General features: G+C 51.9%; 16 protein-coding genes and 1 tRNA gene. 10 read left to right on the top strand and 7 right to left on the bottom strand.

The window, feature by feature from the left end:
* Window positions 1-18: 18 nt before the first annotated feature.
* Window positions 19-522 carry a flavin reductase gene (locus tag FCN51_RS20915; RefSeq protein ID WP_003623618.1) on the top strand — a complete coding sequence of 168 codons (504 nt, stop codon included), beginning with the start codon at window positions 19-21 and terminating at the stop codon, window positions 520-522.
* Window positions 523-554: 32 nt separating this feature from the next.
* Window positions 555-704 carry a hypothetical protein gene (locus FCN51_RS20910; RefSeq protein ID WP_003623615.1) on the top strand — a complete coding sequence of 50 codons (150 nt, stop codon included), beginning with the start codon at window positions 555-557 and terminating at the stop codon, window positions 702-704.
* 19 nt (window positions 705-723) lie between these two features.
* On the opposite strand, the gene FCN51_RS20905 is transcribed toward FCN51_RS20910, so the two are convergent.
* Genes FCN51_RS20905 through FCN51_RS20895 form a run of 3 tightly spaced genes read right to left on the bottom strand, consistent with a single transcriptional unit; the run spans window position 724 to window position 3,232 of the window.
* Window positions 724-1,518: a metal ABC transporter permease gene (locus FCN51_RS20905; protein WP_014457408.1), complete on the bottom strand. Its 795-nt coding sequence runs from the start codon at window positions 1,516-1,518 to the stop codon at window positions 724-726.
* Complete coding sequence (locus FCN51_RS20900; RefSeq protein WP_160256754.1) at window positions 1,518-2,324, bottom strand: metal ABC transporter ATP-binding protein; 807 nt, start codon at window positions 2,322-2,324, stop codon at window positions 1,518-1,520. Before FCN51_RS20900 ends, FCN51_RS20905 begins: the two co-directional genes overlap by 1 nt.
* Window positions 2,324-3,232: a metal ABC transporter solute-binding protein, Zn/Mn family gene (locus FCN51_RS20895; RefSeq protein WP_003623610.1), complete on the bottom strand. Its 909-nt coding sequence runs from the start codon at window positions 3,230-3,232 to the stop codon at window positions 2,324-2,326. The genes FCN51_RS20900 and FCN51_RS20895 overlap by 1 nt, the downstream gene beginning before the upstream one ends.
* A gap of 124 nt (window positions 3,233-3,356) precedes the next feature.
* Here FCN51_RS20895 and FCN51_RS20890 point away from each other — a divergent pair, with 124 nt between their 5' ends.
* The gene (locus FCN51_RS20890; RefSeq protein ID WP_160256753.1) at window positions 3,357-3,920 is read left to right on the top strand and encodes a Fur family transcriptional regulator; all 564 of its coding nucleotides are present in this window, start codon (window positions 3,357-3,359) and stop codon (window positions 3,918-3,920) included.
* A gap of 206 nt (window positions 3,921-4,126) precedes the next feature.
* Window positions 4,127-4,462 carry a hypothetical protein gene (locus tag FCN51_RS20885; RefSeq protein ID WP_231862502.1) on the top strand — a complete coding sequence of 112 codons (336 nt, stop codon included), beginning with the start codon at window positions 4,127-4,129 and terminating at the stop codon, window positions 4,460-4,462.
* A gap of 238 nt (window positions 4,463-4,700) precedes the next feature.
* On the opposite strand, the gene FCN51_RS20880 is transcribed toward FCN51_RS20885, so the two are convergent.
* Complete coding sequence (locus tag FCN51_RS20880; RefSeq protein ID WP_160256752.1) at window positions 4,701-5,399, bottom strand: histone; 699 nt, start codon at window positions 5,397-5,399, stop codon at window positions 4,701-4,703.
* A gap of 285 nt (window positions 5,400-5,684) precedes the next feature.
* Between FCN51_RS20880 and mtnA the strand changes: the two genes are divergently transcribed.
* The 4 genes from mtnA to FCN51_RS20860 all read left to right on the top strand — a co-directional run bounded on the left by mtnA (window position 5,685) and on the right by FCN51_RS20860 (window position 9,672).
* Window positions 5,685-6,815, top strand: coding sequence for an S-methyl-5-thioribose-1-phosphate isomerase (gene mtnA / locus FCN51_RS20875; RefSeq protein WP_160256751.1), 1,131 nt, complete (start codon window positions 5,685-5,687; stop codon window positions 6,813-6,815).
* Between the two features lie 118 nt (window positions 6,816-6,933).
* Complete coding sequence (gene ybaK / locus FCN51_RS20870) at window positions 6,934-7,449, top strand: Cys-tRNA(Pro) deacylase (protein WP_003623605.1); 516 nt, start codon at window positions 6,934-6,936, stop codon at window positions 7,447-7,449.
* A 145-nt stretch (window positions 7,450-7,594) separates the two neighbouring features.
* A complete protein-coding gene (locus FCN51_RS20865; RefSeq protein WP_020944439.1) occupies window positions 7,595-8,518 on the top strand; it encodes a DUF2272 domain-containing protein in 924 nt (307 codons plus the stop codon).
* Window positions 8,519-8,631: 113 nt separating this feature from the next.
* Window positions 8,632-9,672, top strand: a complete 1,041-nt coding sequence (locus tag FCN51_RS20860) for a cysteine synthase A (protein ID WP_003623602.1) — start codon at window positions 8,632-8,634, stop codon at window positions 9,670-9,672.
* A gap of 72 nt (window positions 9,673-9,744) precedes the next feature.
* Here FCN51_RS20860 and guaA read toward each other — a convergent pair whose 3' ends face one another.
* Window positions 9,745-11,346 carry a glutamine-hydrolyzing GMP synthase gene (guaA, locus tag FCN51_RS20855; RefSeq protein ID WP_160256750.1) on the bottom strand — a complete coding sequence of 534 codons (1,602 nt, stop codon included), beginning with the start codon at window positions 11,344-11,346 and terminating at the stop codon, window positions 9,745-9,747.
* Window positions 11,347-11,565: 219 nt separating this feature from the next.
* On the opposite strand from guaA, the gene FCN51_RS20850 reads away from it, so the two are divergent.
* Complete coding sequence (locus tag FCN51_RS20850; protein ID WP_003629274.1) at window positions 11,566-12,018, top strand: hypothetical protein; 453 nt, start codon at window positions 11,566-11,568, stop codon at window positions 12,016-12,018.
* A 73-nt stretch (window positions 12,019-12,091) separates the two neighbouring features.
* A tRNA-Arg gene (locus FCN51_RS20845) sits at window positions 12,092-12,168 on the top strand.
* Window positions 12,169-12,280: 112 nt separating this feature from the next.
* On the opposite strand, the gene FCN51_RS20840 is transcribed toward FCN51_RS20845, so the two are convergent.
* Window positions 12,281-13,681, bottom strand: a complete 1,401-nt coding sequence (locus FCN51_RS20840; protein WP_160256749.1) for a sugar porter family MFS transporter — start codon at window positions 13,679-13,681, stop codon at window positions 12,281-12,283.
* Window positions 13,682-13,760: 79 nt separating this feature from the next.
* Complete coding sequence (locus FCN51_RS20835; RefSeq protein WP_201762555.1) at window positions 13,761-15,104, bottom strand: lytic transglycosylase domain-containing protein; 1,344 nt, start codon at window positions 15,102-15,104, stop codon at window positions 13,761-13,763.
* Between the last annotated feature and the right edge of the window lie 26 nt (window positions 15,105-15,130).

The following is a 15,130-nucleotide window of genomic DNA, read 5'->3' as shown; positions in this document are numbered from 1 at the left end:
TTGATTAAAGGAGAGCAGATGTTGGCTCCGGAGACCAGCGCCTACCGCGATGCCATGGCCCGACTTGGCGCAGCTGTGAACATTGTTACAACAGGAACGCTGGAAAACCCCGTTGGTTTTACCGCATCCGCTGTGTGTTCTGTAACAGATACCCCACCTACGCTGCTGGTCTGCCTGAACCGTGGAAGCCGTGCCCGACAAGCTTTTCATGAAGGTAGCGCATTATGCGTAAACGTGCTGGCATCTACCCAGCAGCATCTTTCTAACCATTTTGCCAGCCCCAACTCCATGCAGGAACGGTTTGCCACCGGGCACTGGACAACCTTGGCAACTGGCGCTCCTGTGCTGGAAGAGGCTGTGGCCTCGTTTGACTGCAAGATCAGCCAGATTGTAGAAGTGGGCACGCACAGCGTGATGTTTGGTATTGTGCAGGCGTTACGCACGCATGCAACGGCACATGGGCTTGTTTATTTCAACAGAATGTACCACGCTCTGCCCCATACTCCCCCGTTAAAGCCCTAAGGGCTTTAACCATAACACCAAGGCGCTGAATCATGTCGCAGAACCATCATGATGATTACCCAGTAAAAGGGGATGATGATTACGTCCCTTTCCTTACAGTAAAAGGGCTCATCATCTTACATGTTGTGCTGTTAATCGCCATCGCTTTATGGTCTTGGTTGGATTGGTCCCTGCCCCAGTAAAGGGCTAAGCCATAGTCTTTTAACTTCCTCGCACACGGCAAAACAGGCTAGCGGCTATAAACACACTGCCACCCAAGGCAGCAATCCAAAATGCTGTGGGGCAATTGGTGTACCACGCCAACACCAAACCCAGCCAAGCCTCCAACAACGCAAGTAATGTTGCAACGCCCATTCCCAACAAGGGCGAAAAGCCCATCCGCAAACTTGCTGCGGCAGGCGCGATCATAAGCGTAAACACCAGCAAGACACCCGTAATCTGGGCGCATTGTGCGGTAGCTACAGCAACAATCATGAGAAAAAGAATATCAAGCAGGCGCATATTCACGCCGCGCGCCTCGGCTTGTTCAGGCTGGAGTGACGCAAAAAGAAGCGGCCTTGCCACAAACGCCAACGCCATCAAACAGGTTACTGAAAGAGCACCCAGCCAACCCAGCATTGAAGGCCCAATACCCAGAATATCCCCAAAAAGCAGCGCGGTAGCCGAACTGGCAGAGTGGGTTAAAAAATGTAGGCACAATGCCCCAAAACCCATGGCAACAGAAAGCACTAGCCCGATTGTTACATCCCGGCCTACAAGCCTGTCTCCCGCCAGCCCTATGGCAACACCGCCGCCAACCGCGCCAAGCCCAAGCCCAAGCAAGGCGGGCTGCCCCAACAGAAGAGCTGCAGCGGCTCCTGCAAATCCCACATGTGAAAGCGCATGGCTCGCAAAGCTCTGACCACGCAGAACAAGAAACCAGCCCACAGGCCCACACACCAAAGCCGCTAAAAACGCTGCCAGAAAGGCAGTGCGCATAAATTCATACTCAAGCATCAAGCACCATGTCCCACGCACATACAGGACTGGAGTGATGCCCCACCGCCTTCTGCTACAACAAACAATCTGTTTCCCGCCTTAATCACCTCAACCGGTGCCCCGTAAAGTGCGCTGAGCGTTTGGGTTGTCATCACATCTTCCACGCGCCCCAGCACCGCCTTGCCATGTGCCATGTAAAGAACATGGTCCATCAACCCCATAAGCGGATTGATATCATGGGTAGACATCAGCACCGTCATATTCCTATCGCGTGCCAAGGCATGAATGCGTTCTGCTGTTTCACGCATACGGGCGGGATCCAGACTGGCCAAAGGCTCATCAAGCAGCAAAATATGCGGATTATCCAACAATGCCTGCGCCAGCATCAGCCGCTGCCTTTCCCCCCCTGAAAGGGAGCCGACCGGCCGCTGCGCCAGCGCCTGCGCATCTACTGCGGCCAAAGCTGCATCAATATCCGCTCTAGCCTGTTTGCCGTAAAATGGCAGGCCCCATTTCCAGCCCTGCTGTGCTGCGGCAACGGTGCTCCAACCGCTAAGTTGTGCGGCCACCATAGCGCGTACCTGCGGCATATACCCTATGGGCATGCGGCCCTTTTGCACTGGCTGACCTTCTATCCATATCTGGCCAGCCGAGGGCTTTTCCAGCCCCAAAAGAGTTCTAAACAGGGTTGTTTTTCCAGCCCCATTTCCACCCAGAACAGCCACAAAACTGCCTGCGGGAACTATAAAACTGATATTATCCAGAACTGCTTTTTTCTGGCGCAACAGAGTTACGCCAGCCACTTGCACAGCAGAAGATGGCATTATTGCGCTACACCCAGTAGGTGCGCCACTTGCGTAAGAGTTGAGCCGATCCATATCTGCCAATGTGTATTCTGCGGCATAATTTCCGCCAACGGCAGAATGGGTATACCTGCGTTATGTGCCAGATCAAGCAGGTGTTTGCTGGCTGGTTCTTCTACCTGCACATTATAGGCAAGTAGTCGCAACTTTTTTTGCTTAAGATCCTGTTCAAACGTGGCAACCGCAACAGGTGGTGGCTCAACATCATTCATGATAGCAATCTGGAAAGCATTTTCCTTCATGTCCAAACCGAGGTAGTTGGCCAAAGGCGTAAACAATGGTTCTGTTGCTGCCACAGCCATACCTTGCACATGTGGGCGCAATGCTGCGGCCTGCGCCTGCACTCTGGCAATATCAGCCTGCAACTTCTGACCCCGTGCAGCATATGCTGATGCATGTGCCGGATCTGCCTGTTCACACGCTTTTTCAAACCTTTGCGCAAAATCTGCTACCGCGTTGAGGTCATACCATAAATGGGCATTCCCGCCTTCGTGCCAGCCTGACCATGTATCTGCACGCACATACCGCGCCTGTGGCAAAGCAGAAGCCTGCGCCAGATGGTCCATCCATGCATCGTATCCCGCACCATTGGCCACAACCAACGTGGCATCTGCGACACGACGCGCATCATCCGGTGTAGGAGCATATAAATGCGGATCCACCGCTGGTGATACAAGTATGGATGTAACGTGCATGTCTGGCTCAGCAATCTGCGCAGCCAGATCCCCCCATGTGTTTTCTGCCGCCACAACAGACAAAGGGCGCGCAGCCGCAGAACCCGTGCCCATGGTTGCAACACCAAGCACAGCCACCATACCAAACAACATCCGGCGTGAAGTGCCTTTTGTTTTTCTCAATTCCATACCCATTATCCTGCCATGCCTGAACGCAATGTAATACTATTACATTTTCTCAGCGGCACGTCACTATCTCACACGCGCAAATTTGGCCTTCACCTCTCAGATCAGTTACGCTAAGAAATACAGAGAACGGATGATGAACATGCCCCACCCTACGTCTTCTTCCACAGCAACACCGGCCCATACCTTTCCCGCGCATATTGAGCACCAGCTGGATAAGGCGACTGCACTATGCACCCAACAAGGCGCACGAATGACGGCCCAACGCCGTGACGTGCTTGGGCTTATTCTTATGCATGCACGTCCGGTTGGAGCATATGATCTGCTGGAAGAACTTAAAACAGCAGAACGGCGCCCCGCTCCCCCTACAGTATATCGGGCACTGGATTTTCTGCTTGAACATGGCCTGATCCACCGTATTGAACGTCTGTCCGCTTTTATTCCCTGCACAAATCTGCGCCACTGCTCCCATACGCATGAACATTCAGAAGCATGCCTACATACTGCACAGTTTCTGATCTGCCGTGACTGCAAAACCGTAACGGAAATAGCCGATACAACCGTTCTGGAAACCCTGAAACATATTTGCAAAAATGAGAATTTTGTAATTCAGAGCACTTCGGTTGAGGTAGAAGGGCTATGTGCAGATTGCGCATCCAAACACCCCACAAAAGAGCTTCCGCACCAAGGTATATGATGGGTAATCGTCATCTTTCTTCTTTACAAAATGCGCTTCCCGGATTGTCACCTCCCCTAGCGCAAGAAAGACGACGCACACCCCATTTAAAACAACATCATGCCTCACAGAAGCGCCCAACCTGCGCAGAAGACATACAAACGGACTTATTCTCGCTTCCGCTTCTTCCTCCGTTACGGACACACTTTTTGCCAGAGGAAATCCGTTTGACACGCATACCTTCCTTGGCAGCCACACATACCGGGAAGGAAGGCAATTTTTTGTATCATATTACCGATGCTCCCGTGGCTTCTGCGTTGTTACAAAAAGGGCTTCCCCTCAATAAACATCATCCCCTTATGCTGACAGAGCAGAATGGCATTAGTGCCTGGCTAGCAAAAATATCAGAATACATTCAGGGCAATGCTTCCGAAAAAGCCGTTATCCTACGGTTACGCCGTGCAATGGTAGAAGATGCACTTGAGCCTGACCCCGATCATACGGCAGAATTTGCAAGTAACTGCTATCTGTTAAGCGGCAACTTTAATTGCACGATGACCTAAAAAGGCCACTCTATTTTCGCACACCATCTGCATGGGCACCCTGAATCTCTTTACATACAAATCAAGAATACTCTGCTTACAGAATTTATCTGTCAGAAAATTCAAGAAATCCCGAAAAATACAATAGCAACTAAGATGTTTAAATAAAAAAGCCCATCCCGTGTTACCGGAATGGGCTCATTTTAAAACAGCATTATTTTACTGATAAATATCTAAACCAGATAAAATACCGTTATATTTAGGATGCACGGGTGCGGCGGGTTGTTTTAGCCTTTGTTTTCCGTGCTGCTGGTGCCTTTGCAGCAGTTTTTTCAGCTTCTGCAGCGGCTGCCAAACGTTCATACCGCTTACGACGGCGCTCTTCCTGCACAATACGCAGCTTTTCCACAGCAGAAAGTTTCTTTTTAGCTGCGGGTTCTACTGCACGCACAGCCCGCTTACGGGTTGCTGGTGCTGCTGGCTTTGCAACCTTGCTGGCAGTGGTGGCCTTTGGAGCGCGTGTGGCACGCGCCGGTTTTGCTGCTTCAACTTTGGCTGGTTTTGCAGTTTTACGTGCTGTTGCAGCAACCGGGGCTTTGGCTGCACGTGTTGCTTTGGTTGCGCGCACAGGCTTTTCTACAACATCTTCTGTTTTAGCTTTAGCACGCCGCGTTACCTTGGGGGCAGCTTTGGTCTCGGCCTTGGCAGCTACTGTTTTTTTACGTGCTGTTGTTTTAGGTGCTACGGTTTTTTCTTCAGCCGGTTTACGAGGAGCCGCCTTACGCACATAAGCCCGACGCGGCTTAGGGGTCTCTGGCTCTGCTTCAAAATCAAAAAGCTCTTCTACTTCGACAACTTTTGCGCGAGGTGCACGCTTTTTGGGGGCCACAGCAACAACCTTGCGCTTAGAAACCGTTTTACCCGCAGCAGGTTTTCGGCGGGTTCTTGTCTCACTCATTTTAACTCCTTCTCAACCCCCTTTAAAAATAAGGAGATATAGAAACAAAATTTTTAAACTTCAAAACTTCTTCAACTGAAGCATATACCTACAAGAACAGGTATAGCCTTAGATTTTCATTCTACATAACAAATGCTATAGAAAATGCAAAAAAATACTTCCGCATTTAAAGATATATTTCATTCTTCTGATCTATTTACCTTAAAAATGTTCTAAATACGTTCTCAAAAATTTCATGTGCTTGCGGCATATTGCTCAAAACAGGCAATCATCCTTATATCCTCAATGCAGACCTCTCCTTCTCACGGAACATGCTTCATGAAAATCAATGGCACCTCTTTCCGCAGTGTATGGGTTGATGAAAAAGACCAATGGTCTATTCATATTTTCGATCAGACACGCCTTCCTTTTTCATTGGACATCCTACGGCTTACAACTGTTCAAGATGTCGCTCATGCCATTACCAGCATGCAGGTACGCGGCGCTCCGCTTATTGGTGCTGTTGCTGCCTATGGTCTGGCGCTGGCATTACGCACAGACAACAGTGATATCAGCCTTGAACAAAACGCAGCAATGCTTGCTGCAACCCGCCCCACCGCTATAAATTTGCGTTGGGCGCTTGAAAGAATGCTAAATACCCTCCGGCCCATTCCGCCAGAAAATCGGGTATCCGCTGCTTATGCAGAAGCCCTGCATATCTGCGATGAAGACGCCGCCCAAAATGAAGCTATTGGCAAGCATGGCCTTAAACTTTTGCAGGACCTCGCCGCCAAAAAAGAACAAGGCCAGCGCCTGAATATTCTAACCCACTGCAACGCCGGATGGATTGCCACGGTAGATTGGGGCACAGCATTGGCCCCTATCTACATGGCGCATGATCTAGGCCTGAACGTACATGTATGGGTGGATGAAACACGCCCACGCAACCAAGGTGCCGCCCTTACTGCATGGGAGCTGGGCAGTCACGGCGTTCCTCATACTGTTATTACAGACAATGCAGGTGGCCATATGATGCAGCATGGCCAAGTTGATATTGTTATTGTTGGGACAGATCGCGTCACACGCAACGGAGACGTGGCAAACAAAATTGGCACTTATCTGAAAGCTTTAGCTGCACAGGACAATAAAATACCATTCTGGGTTGCATTGCCTTCTACAACCATAGATTGGCGCATTGCAGATGGTATCCGTGATATTCCTATTGAAGAACGCGCAGCATCCGAAGTCACACATGTCCAGGGGCGTATGTCAGACGGAAAAATAGGCTCCGTGCAAATTACTCCGGATCATAGCCTAGCAGCTAACCCAGCTTTTGATGTGACACCGTCCAGACTCGTAACGGGGTTGATTACAGAAAAAGGCTGCTGCCCAGCCACAGAAAGCGGCCTCCTCAGCCTTTTTCCCAACCATACGTAAAGGCCTTTCTGCATACCGTCATGCTGCATGGCGGTATGCAGCCTTCATGGCTTGACGCTAAGAGTAACTATTGAATAAGCGAAACCATGTACACGCCTTGCAAAAGGCCCCATGCTTCATGGATTTTCCAGAAAGGGCTACCATGTCAGAAACCATTGAAACACCAACAACGCAGTTTCTGACTGCCCATGGCATTGCCTTTACCCTGCAGGATTATGACTACGTGTCTGATCCCGGCAAAATTGGCTTACATGCCGCTGCTGGTATTGGTATCGACCAAAATAAGGTTTTCAAAACCCTGATGGTTGAAATTGATAAAAAGCAGATTGTTTGTGTAGCCATTCCTGTTCATAAAAAAATGGACCTGAAAAAAGTTGCAGCCCTGTTTGGTGGACGCAATGCACGTATGCTGGGAGCAGAAAAAGCTGAAGCCCTGACCGGTTTTAAGGTGGGAGGTATCAGCCCCTTTGGCGCTCGCACGCAAGTGCCGGTGGTGTTAGACGAAAGCGTTCTCAAACTGGATACACTTTATATTAACGGCGGCGGCAGAGGCTTGGTGGTGGCCCTTAAACCGGCAGATGCCATCCAGTGCGTGAATGCCCGCACGGCAGATGTGACCGTTCCTGACGCCTGATCATACAGACACAAAAAAGAAACAGACGCAGCACAAAAACACAAACCCTCTTCCACCCAGAACAACAGGCGCTTATTGCTATAGCATTCAGACTTCCGACCAATGGTTGTCTCGCGCTCCGGATCTGCCGGAGAGTTGTTCTGGTATGGAGACGAGATTGTCACGCAAGCTTACCGTTGCCCTGCTGGCCCCTTTGTGTCTGGCAGCGTGCGCCACACAGCAACCACAGCCAGGTGCACGCCCCACCCCTAGTGCTTCCAGCACGAATACGTGGAACACAGCCAGTGGTGGCTACGGCTATGGTGGCCATGTGCCAGATTTTGCCACCCGCAATTTTGAGCCTTTTAACCGGCAGGATGTTGTGGGCATTGCCATGCGTGAATGGCGCCTGTTTGGAAGCCCGGTAAATGATGATGACCCGGAGCAGCGCCCCGAACCAGAAGTTGCCTCTGTTAAGCCAGAACGCGCCCCCGGCCTGTGGGAACGTGTAGGAGAATACTGGTGGATTGGTATGGACCCGGACATGACCGAAACATCATGGACCGGCAAACACGATGCCAACGGGCGGCTAACCGACTTTGTGCATGATGGATCTTATGCGTGGTCTGCTGCCTTTATTTCCTACGTTATGCGCGTAGCTGGGGCTAACAGCCGCTTCCCCTATTCTCCCAATCATTCCACTTATATCAACGCTGCCGCTTCTGGGCAGTCTCCCATTCTGCGGGCGCAGGATCCGGCAAACTACACCCCCAAACCGGGTGACCTGATCTGCGTTGCTCGTGGCCGTAGCAAAGACACGATCCGATTCTCCAGCCTACCCACCTCTTATGGGTTTCCTGCGCATTGTGGCTTTGTTGTTGCTGTTGGTCAGAATGGACAGCCTTTTGGCCGACAGATCAGCATTGTCGGCGGCAATATTGATGATGCCGTTGCTCTGACACACGTGCCAACAGACACGCAGGGGCGCCTCGCCTCCCCCGATGGCCAAAGCTATGATTCACGCTATCCGTGGGCGGCAATTCTGGAAGTACTGTACGATGCAGAACAAGAACCCACAGCAGGCCAGTAAAGAAGCCGCATAAGCTTCCATGTTTTATCTGTTTGCCCTTGGGGCAGAATTTTCGGATGGAGCATGGTAGTCTGACCAACGCATTATAACGTGACAGCATAAGGTGTAACCAAATGACTGAAAACGCCGTTTCCACCCCTCATCCCGGCTGGACCACGCTTTCTGCCGACATGCCGGGCGCGGTGGGCGGAACCCCTCTGGTACGCCTGCGCAAAGCGTCTGAAGCCACAGGGTGCGATATTTACGGCAAGGCCGAGTTCATGAATCCGGGCGGTTCCGTCAAGGATCGTGCGGCACTGGCTATTATTGAAGATGCAGAACGCCGTGGTGTGCTTAAGCCTGGCGGCACCATTGTTGAAGGCACGGCCGGCAACACCGGCATTGGGCTTACACTGGTTGCCAATGCGCGTGGATATAAATGCGTTATTGTCATGCCCGAAACTCAGAGCCAGGAAAAAATCGGCTTCCTGCGCATGATTGGGGCAGACCTTCGCCTTGTGCCAGCCAAGCCTTACCGTGATCCTGGCAATTACGTGCACGTTTCACGCCGTCTTTCCGAAGAAAACGGATGGGTATGGGCCAACCAGTTCGACAATGTTGCCAACCGTGAAGGCCACCGTGCCACTACGGCACCAGAAATCTGGCAGCAGATGGGCGGTAAGGTAGATGCCTTTACCTGCGCCTGCGGCACAGGCGGCACGTTAGCTGGCGTAGCCTTGGGGCTGCATGATGCTGCCAAACGCGATGGCGTAACAGCCCCACGTATTGTGCTGGCAGACCCAGAAGGCTCTGGACTATATGGCTGGGTAAAAAGCAATGATCTGTCTGTTTCTGGATCTTCCATTACAGAAGGCATTGGCCAGTCCCGCGTAACAGGCAACCTGGAAGGCGCACCTATTGATGACGCTGAGCGGATTCCAGACCCGGAAGCGCTAGAAATTATTTATAGCCTGCTAGGTGAAGAAGGCCTTTCCGTCGGTGGATCTTCTGGCATCAACGTGGCCTCTGCAATCCGCACTGCGCGCAAACTCGGCCCGGGGCATCGGATTGTTACCATTCTTTGCGATGGTGGTGCCCGTTATGAATCCAAACTGTTCAACCCTGAGTTCCTACGGGCAAAAAATCTGCCAATCGCACCTTGGCTGAACAAGTAAGACCTTTGGCAAGAAGCCAATAAAAAAGGCCGGGGGCTTTACAGCCACCCGGCCTTTTTTATGACGGGAAACTTATTCCCACTCAATCGTGCCCGGTGGCTTGGACGTGATGTCATACGTTACGCGGTTAATCCCACGCACTTCGTTCACGATACGCCCAGCAACACGGGTCAGGAAGCCCATGTCAAACGGGTAAACATCTGCTGTCATGCCATCTGTGCTGGTGACAGCACGCAGGGCGCAGGCCTGATCATACGTGCGGCCATCACCCATCACACCAACGGTGCGCACTGGCAGCAACACGGCAAAGGCCTGCCAGATGGCATCATACAGTCCAGCAGCCCGAATTTCTTCCAGGAACACGGAATCCACCTTACGAAGCAGATCCAGTTTTTCCCGCGTGATATTGCCCGGAATACGAATAGCCAGACCCGGCCCTGGGAACGGATGACGCCCAACAATAATTTCGGGAATCCCCAGTTCACGCCCCAGATCGCGGACTTCATCCTTAAAGAGCTCGCGCAGCGGTTCGACCAGCTTCATGTTCATCCGATCCGGCAAGCCACCCACATTGTGGTGAGACTTGATGGTAACGGAAGGGCCACCCGTAAAGCTGACACTCTCGATCACATCTGGATAAAGCGTGCCCTGCGCAAGGAACTGCGCCCCACCCAGTTTTGTGGCTTCTTCTTCAAACACTTCAACAAATAAGCGGCCAATAGTTTTCCGCTTGATTTCCGGGTCTGTGACCCCTTCCAATTCTTTCAGGAAGATGTCTGAAGCATCACGGTGCACGAGCTGGATGTTAAACTGGCCGCGGAATGTTTTGATCACATCATCGGCTTCGCCAGCACGCAGCATACCGTGATCAACAAAAATACAGGTAAGCTGATCGCCAATGGCTTCATGAATCAGAACCGCAGCCACGGAAGAATCCACGCCACCGGAAAGGCCACAGATAACCTTGCCATCACCCACCTGTTCACGAATCCGAGCAATTTCCATTTCACGGAAACCAGCCATCGTCCATGTGCCGGAGCAGCCTGCAACATTATGGGTGAAGTTCTTAAGCAGTGCTGCCCCATGCGGCGTGTGCACCACTTCCGGGTGGAACTGCACACCATATAGGCGGCGACCTTCATCTGCGATAACAGCAAACGGTGCACCTTCACTCACGGCAACGGTACGGAAACCGGGGGGAAGCTCCACTACGCGGTCACCGTGGCTCATCCATACCTGTTCACGGCCACCACGTGCCCATGCACCACGGAACAGTGCGCAATCTTCTACAATATCAACAAAAGCGCGGCCAAATTCACGGTGATCCCCGCTTTCAACCTGCCCGCCCAACTGCTTGCACATGGCCTGCTGACCATAGCAGATACCCAGCACAGGCACGGCCATTTCAAACACCACATCCGGCACGCGTGGGGCATCCGGGTTGTTTACACTGGCAGGGCCACCAGAAAGAATAATACCACGGGGTGAAAACTGACGAATCCGTTCAGCATCTGCCGTAAACGGCCAGATTTCACAATACACACCACTTTCGCGCACACGGCGGGCAATAAGCTGCGTAACCTGACTTCCGAAATCCAGAATCAGAATACGGTCATGGTGCAAGGATTCATCCAGCTTGGAAGACGAAACAGGCGGGGTGGCATCAACAGACATGAACTGCAGGTCTTTCTGATTTCAGTGCCAGAACTGGCTTTTCCTAAGGATGTGCAGCCACATATAAGGCTGCACGGGCTCTCTTACAGGCGGATATAAAGCCATGCTGTCATGGCGTCACCCTAAAAACCAGAAAGGTGCACACCTATTCCGCCTGATACCTGCCTTGCCTGTGCCATACACAAGGTACAGATTGCCAACGAAATCAGGAGTTTTTGCATGAAGCACACACGTTTTTCCTGTTGGCTGAAATATGGCGCACTGGCGTTAGGCGGCCTTGGCTTTTTTTGCACATCCGCCCACGCCGCCACGCAACCAGCATCTGCCGCAGATGACCCGTATGGCGAATGGATTGGCACCCTTGTGCAAGACAAAGGTGAAAATTGCCCCGTTAACGGCACATCACTCATGCAGATTGAACCCAAACGCATGATCTTTGTGCCTGAAATGGGCACGCTTATTCTGCGCGGCACGCCTGATAAGAGTAAGCAGCATTATCATGCTCAGCTCGTTTTAAAGGACGCCAAAAACCAGCCGCTTCCCATGGTATTTGAAGCCCATCCGGCAGGTGACACGTTTGAAGGTGTATACGGAACCCCCGAATGTCGGGCGCATGTTACGCTCCATCGCCCAGAAAACCGCAGTTGGAAAAACTTCTTGGGCAATGACTGACAAAAAAATTTCACTTTTTTGCATTTTAGGGGTTGCCGACCCCACCGTGCTCGGCTAAACACCTGCTCACGGCGCACCCGTAGCTCAACTGGATAGAGCACCAGACTACGAATCTGGGGGTTAGGAGTTCGAGTCTCTTCGGGTGCACCACATTTTCTCAAAAAAATTTAAAATACTTTATATGCATGATTTTGCATATAAATTTGTGTTTTTTGTATTCTGAACGGACGCAGTCAATCTGCGCCCGTTCCTATGCCTTTGCTCAAGAAATTCCGATATCCCGTAGTTTTTTGCCAGACATCAGATTCCGCTCAATCTGCTCCAAACTGATGCCTTTGGTTTCTGGCACAAACAAATATGTCAGCCCCAAAAAGCAGGCATTCAATGCGGCAATCATTCCAAAGGTAGCAGAACCCCCTAACCATGCCAGCACGCTTAAAAAAGAAGCACCAACAATCATGTTGGCAATCCAGTTTGTAAGGGTGGAAAGCATAATGCCCAGATCCCTGCCCTGCATTGGCTGAATTTCCGAACACAGAACCCACACAATCGGCCCGGCAGACATGGCATGAGCTACAATAAAAACCATAACCATAAAGACGCATGCCATGCGGGATGCCTGCTCCACCATGCTGCCATGGAGCAGCAAGGATAGGCTCGCCATGCTCAGCACCATAATGGCAAAGCCACAATACAGAACCGGCCTGCGCCCCCATTTATCCACCAGGCTGATGGCCAGGAATGTTGCCATCACATTTACCAGCCCGATCATGGCAGTGCACCACATCTGTGCAGTGCCTACAAAACCTGCCAGCTGGAAAATACGCGGGGCGTAATACATCACCACATTAATGCCCGCGAACTGTTGCATAACTTGCAACAACATGCCCAAGCCAACCGAACGGCGGAAATTGCCGTTTGCGCGCAATAAGCTCCAGCCATTCTGCCGGGCCTGTAACTGGTTATGAATAGCCTTTATTTCGGCCCGGGCTTCCTGCGGGGTTGCACGCAGGCTTGTCAGCACTTCCAGCGCCTCCGCCCTCCGGCCACGCATCATGAGCCAGCGCGGGCTATAGGGTAGAAACAAAACCCCAATAACGTAAACAATCCCGGGAATGGCAATAATGCCGAACATCCAGCGCCATTGCCCGTGGTAGCTAAAAAACGTATCGCTTAAAAACGCCAGAAAAATACCTATCGTAATCATAAGCTGATAGGTGGAAATCATGGCACCGCGGCTGGATTGATCTGATACCTCGGAAAGATACAGGGGAGCGGCAAAAGCAGCCACACCAATGGCCAGCCCCATCAGCACGCGCCCGGCTATAAGCACAGGCACAGACCATGCCAGAGCACACAGTAAGGAGCCGGCAATAAAAACGCCGCCCCCAAAAACCAAAGACCATTTGCGCCCGGTATGCCGGGTAATCCACCCAGCACCTACAGCCCCAACGGCCGCCCCTGCCATCATGGCGCTGACAATCCATTCCTGCGCCAGAGTAGATGCGTTGAAATCCCGCGCCAGAAAATCTAGCGCCCCGGAAATAACGCCAATATCCAACCCGGACATGAGTCCAGCCGTTGCAGCCAGAACACCAACAACCACAACCTTTATGGGGACAGTACTTTCTGCTCCCTTCTCAGGCATTGCTGCGTTTTCCATTTATTGTTCCACTTTGTTTTTCTGGAAGACGCAGAGGCTTTACAGGTAATTGGCTCAAAAGGGAAAAGACTTTCTCCTCTTATCCTCCACGCACCTGAATACAAGGGAGCGCGCGTGCCCGCAGCACCTGACAAACATCAGCCGGGCCAGTATTCTGAGCCGTAATAAACTGCGCCCGATAATAAGACCGACCTGCTACAGAAGCCTGCGTAACGGTAGGACGCACAGATAAGGCATGTGCTGTTAGCAGACGATTTACAGATTCCAGCGTATGCTGTGCCTCGGCATAAGATGCAAAAGCTCCCACCTGTACCGCTCCAGATGATCTTGCTGACAAAGATGATGAAGGCAGCGCGAGAACATGCGCCGAGCTGGAACGCGCATATCGGCTTTGTTCTGAAGGAACATTATACGCTGCGGTTTGCACCGGTGGGCTGTCGGATCCTGCCGGTGCCACTGCAAGCGGTGTCGCCGTTACCGCCTGATCTGAAATACCGGCTGGTTGCGCCTGTGCAACTTCTATAGGAGCGGCTTCTTCAACCGGTTGCGGGTCTGGATGAGGTGTATCTCTATCCATCAAGCAAGGGGTTGAGGGATCATATGCTGCATCAGGGTCACGCAAACAGCCATCGGCCGTGCGCGAAAGATCTGCCCGTGCGTATTCTGCTACAGGAGCTGCCGCTACGGGTGAACCAGCACTGGCAACCATTACAGGGGAAGGTGCCGGGGCAAAACTGCCCGCTGGCGCGGATTCTGTACCCAGATGAGGCGTAATGGATGCAACGTAATTCACCGTTTCATCCGGCAAAGGCCGCCCAGACGTTAAATAGTCATCTACGCGTTGTGGGCCTGCATTATAGGCTGCCAAAAATCCGGGCGCACCGTAATGATCATACATCTGGCGGATATACCCTGCCCCCGCCATAATATTATCATGGGGGTTATATGGGTCTCCCCCCAGATTGAACTGGCTTTGCATATCTGCATAGGTAGCAGGCATAAGCTGCATCAGCCCCATTGCCCCGGCGGATGACGTTGTAAGTTGACCATCCAGATACTGATGCCCACCCGATTCCTGCTGCATCACGGCACGTATCCAGCTTTCCGGTATGGAAAAACGCTGTGCTGCTTCCTTGATATATGGCCCCCACGGATCTTCTGCCGGGCCTACAGGCCTATAGGCTGCCGGGTTGGCTTCTGATCTTTCATATGCCGCCTGATAATACGCTTGAGAGGATGCATACCCTCCGGGCCTGACAGCAGGTGTAGCGCACCCCGTCACCCCCAAAAGTAGCGCGGCACATACCGTTTGCCGTTGCTGAATCCGAAAAGACACCTGCCGTCCCCTTCCGCATGAACTTTTGCCAATAAGGCTTGTCCCATAAACTTGCGACAAAAAGCACGGATTACGGGGCTTCCCCACATCTATTACCAATATGTCATTTTCAT

Source organism: Acetobacter pasteurianus (assembly GCF_009914215.2).
Classification (GTDB): domain Bacteria; phylum Pseudomonadota; class Alphaproteobacteria; order Acetobacterales; family Acetobacteraceae; genus Acetobacter; species Acetobacter pasteurianus.
This window is presented reverse-complemented; position numbering and strand designations above follow the sequence as displayed.

Excerpts from the sequence above, each read along its gene's own strand:
- FCN51_RS20915 (WP_003623618.1), top strand. The coding sequence starts at position 19 with ATGTTGGCTCCGGAGACCAGCGCCTACCGCGATGCCATGGCCCGACTT.
- FCN51_RS20910 (WP_003623615.1), top strand. The coding sequence starts at position 555 with ATGTCGCAGAACCATCATGATGATTACCCAGTAAAAGGGGATGATGAT.
- FCN51_RS20905 (WP_014457408.1), bottom strand. The coding sequence starts at position 1,518 with ATGCTTGAGTATGAATTTATGCGCACTGCCTTTCTGGCAGCGTTTTTA.
- FCN51_RS20900 (WP_160256754.1), bottom strand. The coding sequence starts at position 2,324 with ATGCCATCTTCTGCTGTGCAAGTGGCTGGCGTAACTCTGTTGCGCCAG.
- FCN51_RS20895 (WP_003623610.1), bottom strand. The coding sequence starts at position 3,232 with ATGGGTATGGAATTGAGAAAAACAAAAGGCACTTCACGCCGGATGTTG.
- FCN51_RS20890 (WP_160256753.1), top strand. The coding sequence starts at position 3,357 with ATGATGAACATGCCCCACCCTACGTCTTCTTCCACAGCAACACCGGCC.
- FCN51_RS20880 (WP_160256752.1), bottom strand. The coding sequence starts at position 5,399 with ATGAGTGAGACAAGAACCCGCCGAAAACCTGCTGCGGGTAAAACGGTT.
- mtnA (WP_160256751.1), top strand. The coding sequence starts at position 5,685 with ATGCAGACCTCTCCTTCTCACGGAACATGCTTCATGAAAATCAATGGC.
- ybaK (WP_003623605.1), top strand. The coding sequence starts at position 6,934 with ATGGATTTTCCAGAAAGGGCTACCATGTCAGAAACCATTGAAACACCA.
- FCN51_RS20865 (WP_020944439.1), top strand. The coding sequence starts at position 7,595 with ATGGAGACGAGATTGTCACGCAAGCTTACCGTTGCCCTGCTGGCCCCT.
- FCN51_RS20860 (WP_003623602.1), top strand. The coding sequence starts at position 8,632 with ATGACTGAAAACGCCGTTTCCACCCCTCATCCCGGCTGGACCACGCTT.
- guaA (WP_160256750.1), bottom strand. The coding sequence starts at position 11,346 with ATGTCTGTTGATGCCACCCCGCCTGTTTCGTCTTCCAAGCTGGATGAA.
- FCN51_RS20850 (WP_003629274.1), top strand. The coding sequence starts at position 11,566 with ATGAAGCACACACGTTTTTCCTGTTGGCTGAAATATGGCGCACTGGCG.
- FCN51_RS20840 (WP_160256749.1), bottom strand. The coding sequence starts at position 13,681 with ATGGAAAACGCAGCAATGCCTGAGAAGGGAGCAGAAAGTACTGTCCCC.